Annotated in this window: 5 protein-coding genes and 1 pseudogene; 4 read left to right on the top strand and 2 right to left on the bottom strand. The window is 63.6% G+C overall.

Features of this window, described 5'->3' with window-relative positions; genetic code table 11:
- Positions 1 to 216: 216 nt before the first annotated feature.
- A pseudogene (locus ACSEEN_RS21060) lies at positions 217 to 691 on the top strand (IS3 family transposase); the annotation flags it as partial.
- Between the two features lie 196 nt (positions 692 to 887).
- Here the strand turns inward: ACSEEN_RS21060 and ACSEEN_RS21055 are convergent.
- Positions 888 to 1,766 (bottom strand): SDR family NAD(P)-dependent oxidoreductase, encoded by an 879-nt coding sequence (locus ACSEEN_RS21055; protein WP_408949342.1) that lies wholly within the window; start codon positions 1,764 to 1,766, stop codon positions 888 to 890.
- A gap of 689 nt (positions 1,767 to 2,455) precedes the next feature.
- On the opposite strand from ACSEEN_RS21055, the gene ACSEEN_RS21050 reads away from it, so the two are divergent.
- Entirely contained in the window at positions 2,456 to 3,472 is a 1,017-nt protein-coding gene (locus ACSEEN_RS21050) for an AurF N-oxygenase family protein (protein WP_009678392.1), read from the top strand.
- A gap of 10 nt (positions 3,473 to 3,482) precedes the next feature.
- On the top strand, positions 3,483 to 5,168 hold the full coding sequence (locus tag ACSEEN_RS21045; RefSeq protein ID WP_440714219.1) for an FAD-dependent oxidoreductase: 1,686 nt from the start codon (positions 3,483 to 3,485) through the stop codon (positions 5,166 to 5,168).
- A gap of 555 nt (positions 5,169 to 5,723) precedes the next feature.
- Here ACSEEN_RS21045 and ACSEEN_RS21040 read toward each other — a convergent pair.
- Positions 5,724 to 5,993, bottom strand: a complete 270-nt coding sequence (locus ACSEEN_RS21040; protein WP_161896577.1) for a DoxX-related protein — start codon at positions 5,991 to 5,993, stop codon at positions 5,724 to 5,726.
- A gap of 465 nt (positions 5,994 to 6,458) precedes the next feature.
- Between ACSEEN_RS21040 and ACSEEN_RS21035 the strand changes: the two genes are divergently transcribed.
- Positions 6,459 to 7,382, top strand: a complete 924-nt coding sequence (locus ACSEEN_RS21035; RefSeq protein ID WP_008382251.1) for a metal-dependent hydrolase — start codon at positions 6,459 to 6,461, stop codon at positions 7,380 to 7,382.
- Positions 7,383 to 7,559 lie beyond the last annotated feature (177 nt).

The following is a 7,559-nucleotide window of genomic DNA, read 5'->3' as shown; positions in this document are numbered from 1 at the left end:
CGCTGCGGCTCGAGCAGCGACCCGGGCACGGGTGTGGGCGTTGGCCGGTCCTGCTGCTCCGAACCACGGGATTTCGGCGAAGAACCCACTGGTCATCGACCTCGACGCAACCCTGGTCACCGCACACAAGGAATGCTGTGAGTACATATGGTCTCTCGATCCTCGGCACCGGATTCCACACGGTGTGGGCTTCAGAGTTCTACTTCCGCTTGGTTTGGGGTCGAGCCCATTAGTGCTGTCCTGCGCTCAGCAGGGGTGCCGGTGGCCCCGAGTACGTACTACGTGACCAAGGCCCGCGCGCCGTCGGCGCGGACGCGACGTGACGCGGGTGATGGGTCCGGCTCTTGAACAGCTGGGGGAGGACAACTACCGGGTCTACGGTGACCGCAAGCTGTGGACGGCCGCGCGCCGGGCGCGGTCACGCCGTCGGCCGCGACCAGGTCGCCCAGTTGATGCGGCTCGCCGGCATCGAAGGGGTCCGCCGGGGAAAGCAGGTGCGCACCACGAAAGCCGATCCAGATACGCCACGGCATCCGGATCTGGTCAAACGCAACTTCACCGCGACCGCACCCAATCATCTGTGGGTGCCGATCTGACGTACGTGCCGACCTGGTGCGGGGTGGGGTATGTGTGCTTCATTACCGACGTCTACTCCCGGATGATCGTCGGGTGGCGCGTGGCGTCGCATATGTCGTGCCGACACGTTGGCCGAGATCGCAGGTCCGGGGCACCACCCCGACAGCCCGGCGGCGGGACCAGGCTAAGTGGACCGTCGTGCAGCAGAGCCTCGGGCCGATCGCACCGACGAGTCAGGTATCCCCGTGTCGCACATCGGCCCTCCTCGCCGAGTTGATCACCTCGCCGTGGGCCACCATCTGGGGCACACGTCAGGGCGCATTACGTTCCACAAGCCGGTCCGCGACTCTCGACGAGGCCGCGCCCACTCGTCGGAGAAGCCGTGCCACTCGCGGCATGACCTCCAGATCGCGATACACAGCCGCGTGCACGAGCCAGTCCGCAGCCTCGACCGCGGTGAGCGCGGGAATTTGGTGGTATTCGTTGGTGGGCTCGATCATCGGTGTCCGCACGAGCGGGAAGAAGACGGTCGTCACAGAGACCCCTGTGCCACGCAACTCCGACGCTATGCTGCGTCCGAAGGCGGTAATCGCGGCCTTCGATCCCGCGTATGCCGAGAACTTGGGCATAGCGCCCATTGGGATCCCCCAGGTGGAGACGTTGATGAAGTGGCCGCTGCCGCGCTCCTTCATGGCAGGTAGGAACCCTAACGTCAGCTGCACGGGACCGAAGTAGTTGACCGCCATGGTGCGCTGATAGTCGTGCAGCCGATCCGTCGAGTCGAGGACCTCGCGGCGAATCGACCGCCCGGCGTTGTTCACGACGATGTCTGGGCAGCCGTACTCGGCGAGCACGTGCTGGATCAGGCGAGCCGTGTCGTCGGTGTCGGAGAGATCCGCCGGACAGGCGTCGGCATAGCCGCCCTCGGCCCGGATACGCGTGACGAGCTCGTCTAGGCTGTGCGCACGCCGCGCCACCATCAAGACGTGGGCTCCACGACGGGCGAACTCTTCAGCTGCCGCAGCGCCGATGCCCGACGAAGAGCCAGTGACGAGGACGGTTGAATACCGTAGCCGCCTGGCCGGCGACCCGGTGCGAAGTGTATTGACGAGCTCGCCCGGCGTACGTGGTCGTTGTAAAGCAGTATGCGCGACTCGGGCCGGCACGTATCTCACAGCTGCTGCCACCATGCATAGACCGTAGATCACGAGGCGCAGCACTATTGACCCCCATCCGCTGCGAGGATGCGGCCGAGGGTCGTCTTGCCCGTCGTCCCAGTGGGCCGGAGAACACGAAATATGTGGGCCGCCGTGCCAGAGCGAGAGCCCCTCGCTGCCGCCTTCGTGCACCAACAAAAGCCAGACTTGGTGCTTGACGGCCGGTGGTTGGCCGATTTGGCGATCTAGCTCGGCCAGGACGGCGTCGTAGCCGGTTGAGCGGCCCCTACGATCACCTGGTCACCATCAGCCGTCAAGATCAGCTGTCAGCGGTAAGAACTGTCCTGAGGGAGGTGTCGGTTCCGGTTGAAAAACGAGCCCGCCGAAGCGACACGGGGGCAACCGGCGCACGACGACACCGCCCGCCCGCTCTGTTCTGACATGTGCACAATTCGATGATTTCAACACCGTCCGACCCTCCGCGTGTACATATACGTTCCATTCCTGTACACACGCGCCTGTAGCGACCGCGCGGCCCAGGCCGTCATGCCGTCTTTGCGTCTCGCTGGTTAGCCGTCTTGCCAGCCACCGCTCCCTATCGCGCGGCCCTGGATCGGGGCGGTTTCGGTCATCGCACGACCGGGGCATTTCCGATATCCGATACTTGCGGTATCGTGTACGTATAAAAGCCGTAGAAACATCAACCTCAGGGGAGGCTTCTTATGGCTAGAACCGGCATCATCAAACGTTGGCGTAGCAACATGGATGTGCTCGACGACACCGTGTACACCGACATGCTCAACACACTGTCTGAGGGGTCAGTGCGACGGCATTTCAACCCCTATATCGATATCGATTGGGATGCACCCGAGTTCGCGGTGACACCCAATGACGAGCGGTGGATCCTTCCTGGGACCGATCCGCTCGGACGTCACCCGTGGTATCAAGCGCAAGCGGTCGAGCGCCAGATCGAGATCGGTATGTGGCGTCAGGCCAACGTTGCCAAGGTCGGCCTGCACTTCGAGTTGGTCCTGATCCGCGGCCTGATGGACTACGCGTTCTGGACGCCCAACGGGTCGCCCGAGTACCGCTACTGCCTGCACGAGGCCGCCGAAGAGTGCAACCACACCATGATGTTCCAGGAGATGGTGAACCGCATCGGCGTCGACGTGCCCGGGATGCCAAGATTGCTGAGGTGGTCCCAACCGGTCGTCCCGTTGATGGCCGGGCCGCTGCCGATCCCGTTCTGGTTCGGCATTCTCGCCGGTGAAGAACCCATCGATCACACGCAGAAGAACGTTCTGCGCGAGGGTAAACAGCTGCACCCGATCATGGAGCGGGTGATGGCGATCCACGTGGCCGAAGAGGCGCGGCACATCTCGTTCGCGCATGAGTACCTGCGTAAGCGGGTGCCGCATTTGTCGCGAGGGAAGCGGTTCTTGCTGTCGATGTTTGTGCCGGTGATGATGCGCGTGCTGTGTTCGGCCATCATGGTTCCGCCGCGGGAGTTCTGGAAGGAGTTCGATATTCCACGCTCGGTGCGCAAGGAGGTCTTCTTCAATTCGCCGGAGTCGCGGCAAACGCTACGTGACATGTTCGGTGACGTCCGGATGCTGTGCCACGACACGGGACTGATCAATCCGCTCGCCAAGATCGTTTGGCGGATCTGCAAGATCGACGGCAAGCCGAGTCGCTACCGTAGCGAGCCGCAGCGCCAGCACGTGTCCGCCGTAGCGTAGGGCGGCGTACATGCCCCATGTGATCACCCAGTCGTGCTGTAGCGACGCCTCCTGTGTGTACGCCTGCCCGGTCAACTGTATTCATCCGTCGCCAGACGAACCCGGGTTCGCCACCGCTGAGATGTTGTACATCGATCCGGTCTCGTGTGTCGACTGCGGCGCATGTGTATCTGCCTGCCCGGTCGGGGCGATAGTGCCGCAGGCAAAGCTGCGGCCTGAACAATTGCCGTTTGTCTCCCTCAACGCGGCGTTCTACCCGGATCGGCCCGCAGGCGAGAGGGTTCCGCCGACGTCTAAGCTGGCGCCGGTCATCGCCGCGCCGAAAGTCGATGCACGCGAGTCTGATCCATTGACGGTAGCGATCGTTGGCTCTGGTCCGGCGGCGATGTATGCCGCCGACGAACTGTTAACCCAGTCAGGCGTACGGGTCAACGTCTTCGAACGTCTCCCGACGCCCTATGGGCTGGTGCGGGCCGGCGTCGCACCCGACCATCAGAACACCAAGCGGGTCACGCGGCTTTTCGACGAAGTGAGCCGATCGTCTGGATTCACCTTCTACCTCAACGTCGAGGTGGGATCGGATGTGTCCCACTCCGAACTGTTGGCCCACCATCACGCGGTGGTGTATGCCGTCGGAGCGCCGAACGATCGCAGACTCGACGTCGACGGCATGGGACTGCCCGGCACCGGCACGGCCACCGAAATGGTCGCGTGGATCAACGGACATCCCGAATACACAGATCTCCCTGTCACGCTGGAACATGAACGAGTGGTGCTGGTCGGCAACGGCAACGTCGCGCTCGACGTGGCCCGCATTTTGACGACTGATCCGGACGCATTGGCGCGCACGGACATCGCCGATCACGCGCTGGCCGCACTGCGGCAGTCGAAGGTCACCGAAGTGGTGATCGCAGCCCGCCGCGGGCCGGCGCAGTCCGCTTTCACCCTGCCCGAGTTGATCGGGCTGACGTCGACGTGCGACGTGGTTCTCGATGCGGCCGACCAAGCTCTCGTGCAGGCCGACCTCGCCACGGCGGAGGATCCGCTGATCCGAAACAAACTGGAGGTACTGAGCAAGCTCGGAGACGCGTCGGTGCCCGCGACGCGCCCGCAGATCCGGCTGGCGTACCGGCTGACGCCCGCGCGCATCCTCGGCACTGACCTCGTGAGCGGCATCGAGTTCACAGTGACGGGTTCGGATCGAATCTGTCATCTCGACGCCGGCCTGGTGCTGACATCGATCGGATACCGCGGGAAGGCCATTCGCGATCTACCGTTCGATGACGTCGCCGCCGTGATACCTAACGACGGGGGCCGGGTCATCGATCCGCAAACGGCACAGCCGGTGCCAGGCAGCTACGTGGCGGGCTGGATCAAGCGCGGCCCCAACGGTTTCATCGGCACCAACAAGTCGTGCGCGGCGGAGACGGTACAAAGCGTCGTCGATGACTACAACGCCGGTCTGTTGACCGGGCCGCGCACAAGGCCCCACGCGTTGGCGAAACTGGTGCGCAGCCGCAGACCAGATGTGGTGAACGCGGCTGGATGGAGGGCCATCGACGAAGCCGAAATCAAGCGTGGCGGAGGGCGCCGCCCGCGCGACAAGTTCACCTCGGTCGCCGACATGTTGGCAGTTGCGGCCGCCGCACCTACTCCGTCGTTCGCGCAGCGGGTGCTGGCCGGTTTCTGTCACTGACGACGAGCCCGCTGTCATGCTGAGACACGAGGTGGCGGATGGTTACCCGGATGGGGGCCGATGTTGCTTACCGTTCGTGCTGGTCTCGGCGATCGCCGGCGGATCGATCTTCGCGAGGGGTGCGCCTTCACGATCCCTACACGCTTCGCTCCTACGGCGTATTCCTAAGCGCATTGCAGGGCGATGACGCCGCCGCCCGCGAAGCGGCGCGTCTGCTGCAGAACGGGTCTGGGACAAGCGGTGATGCGCTCACCCGGAGGACCGCGGCGAACTGATGGTGAAGGTGTCCGGGGTCAAGGCGTTGGCGACCACTGCCGCGCTCAACGTCAACAGCGGGATCTTCGAGGTGATCGGTGCGGCGCGGGACCAATCCCAAGTACGGCTTCGACCGTTTCTGCGCAACGTGCGTACCCACACCCGGCACGACCCGGTGGCATACAAGATCGCCGACGTCGGCAAGCACCCCTCAACGGGCAGTACCCGATCCCAGGCTTCACCTCGTAGGTGGTCGTCAGAACTCCCGGTGACCGAAATCAGTCCAGCACCGGGTGAGTGTCACCGTCTCGCGAGAACTATCCGCGAACCGAGGAACGCAACGTAGGCGCCCAGTGCGATCAGCCCCGCCTTCTGCGTCGCCGGAATCGCGATCGCGGTGCCCACGACGGCCTCGGTGACCCCGTTCCGCTTGGTCCACGTGGTGGTGTCCTTCGGGAACGCCGGCGCGGTGATGGCATGAAACGCCCGCGGCACCACCAAGTGTGCTAAGCCGGTCGCGGCGACGACGACTCCGGCAGCGCGAGGAACGGACGTGGTCTGGTTGGGCATTGGGTGTCCTTCTGTGAGGTGGATTCGATAGCTCATCAGAGCCAAGCGCACCGGCGGTCGAGAGACAAGACCACATGCCGGCGGTGGGGCGGGCGAAATGATCGCGGTTCACGGGTTAGTTCTCAAGTATCCTGAAGCACCCAGGTCCAGTTCCCGATCCGGACAAACTGCTTGATGGCCAGGCGCACCAGCTGCGCGCGGCCGCAGCTGGTCAGCCGAGCATTGTACGTAGCGCAATTTGGCGGGGTCAGCATATGCCTGGCTGGGGTCCTTCGGCGCGGCCCCACAGGGCGTCTACTTCGGCCTGGGGCAGGTGCCATCACGTGTGCGTTCGCCGACCGCGGTACCCCCATCGGGGCCTTATCGATCATTGACAGCACTGTCTCTGCGGACTGATAATTGGGAACCGAGCTGTGGATGCTGACACACATATTCTGGTGTGGCGGCACGGGACCGGAGGACAGCATGGACGCGGAGCAACCCGCCATCAGCTCTACCGACGACGCCGGTGTGGTCGACTTCAAGGCAGCGCCCATCCGTGCAAGGCGGATCAAGTTCTCCTATCCGCAGGGCTCCATGAACCGGCACTATGTCTCCGACGACCTGATCATGAGTCACGTCGTGTCCATGCTGTCATCGGTTTTCCCGGAGGGCGAGGACTTCTTCATCCGGTCGGTGAAGTACTACAAGGATGAGATCGCCCACGCGACATTGAGGGCGCAGGTCGACGGGTTCATCGGCCAAGAGGCTACACACGGACGCGAGCACCGCGAGATCAACGAGCATCTCCAGGAAATGGGTTACCCCACTCGGATCAATGACCGCCTCACCAAGCGAGCGCTGGCGATGATCTACCGCCACGCGCCGCACAAATTCTCGTTGGCCATGACCGCCGGCCTCGAGCACTACACGGCGACCCTGGCCTCTCTGCTCCTCACGAATACCGAGGCACGCGCGCTACTCACCTCCGACGAGGTGCGGGGACTCCTGCTGTGGCACGCCTACGAGGAGGTCGAACACAAAGCGGTGGCGTTCGACGTCTACCGGACCATCGGTGGCAGCGAAGCTCTGCGTATCGGCACGATGCGCGGGATCCACATCACGTTCCTGGGGCTTGTCACCGTGTCCACGCTGGCGTCGATGCTCACCGATCGCGCCACGTACAACCCGGCTCGTCTTCTGCGAAGCGTGGCGGCTATGCGCACCAACCCGTGGATCAACCGAGATGTATTGCGCGAGTTGGGAACCTACACGCGTCGCGGGTTCCATCCCAGCGACAACCCCACAGATTATCTGCTCAAGACCTGGCGCTCGGAGTTGTTCGGCGACCAAGGTATTTTGACGGACAACCTCGTGGGTGGACGTCAGCGCCGCTCGGACCGCTGCTGAACGAGGGCCGTCGGTGGGTACCTGTGCTCGGGGCCAGAACGTCTTGTTAGCCTGGTTCTTTCATCGGTGAATTCGACTCGCCGACCCTGATGCATGAAGAAAGGTGCTCTCACCTGCGATAATCGTTCTTGCGACAGTCCGATTACGTCAGAGCGAGGGAGCACCTTTCTGGTGAGT

The sequence above is a fragment of the Gordonia marina genome (assembly GCF_052036135.1).
In the GTDB taxonomy this organism is placed as follows: domain Bacteria; phylum Actinomycetota; class Actinomycetes; order Mycobacteriales; family Mycobacteriaceae; genus Gordonia.
The sequence above is the reverse complement of the archived record's forward strand: the minus strand, read 5'-3'. Positions and strand labels throughout refer to the sequence as shown.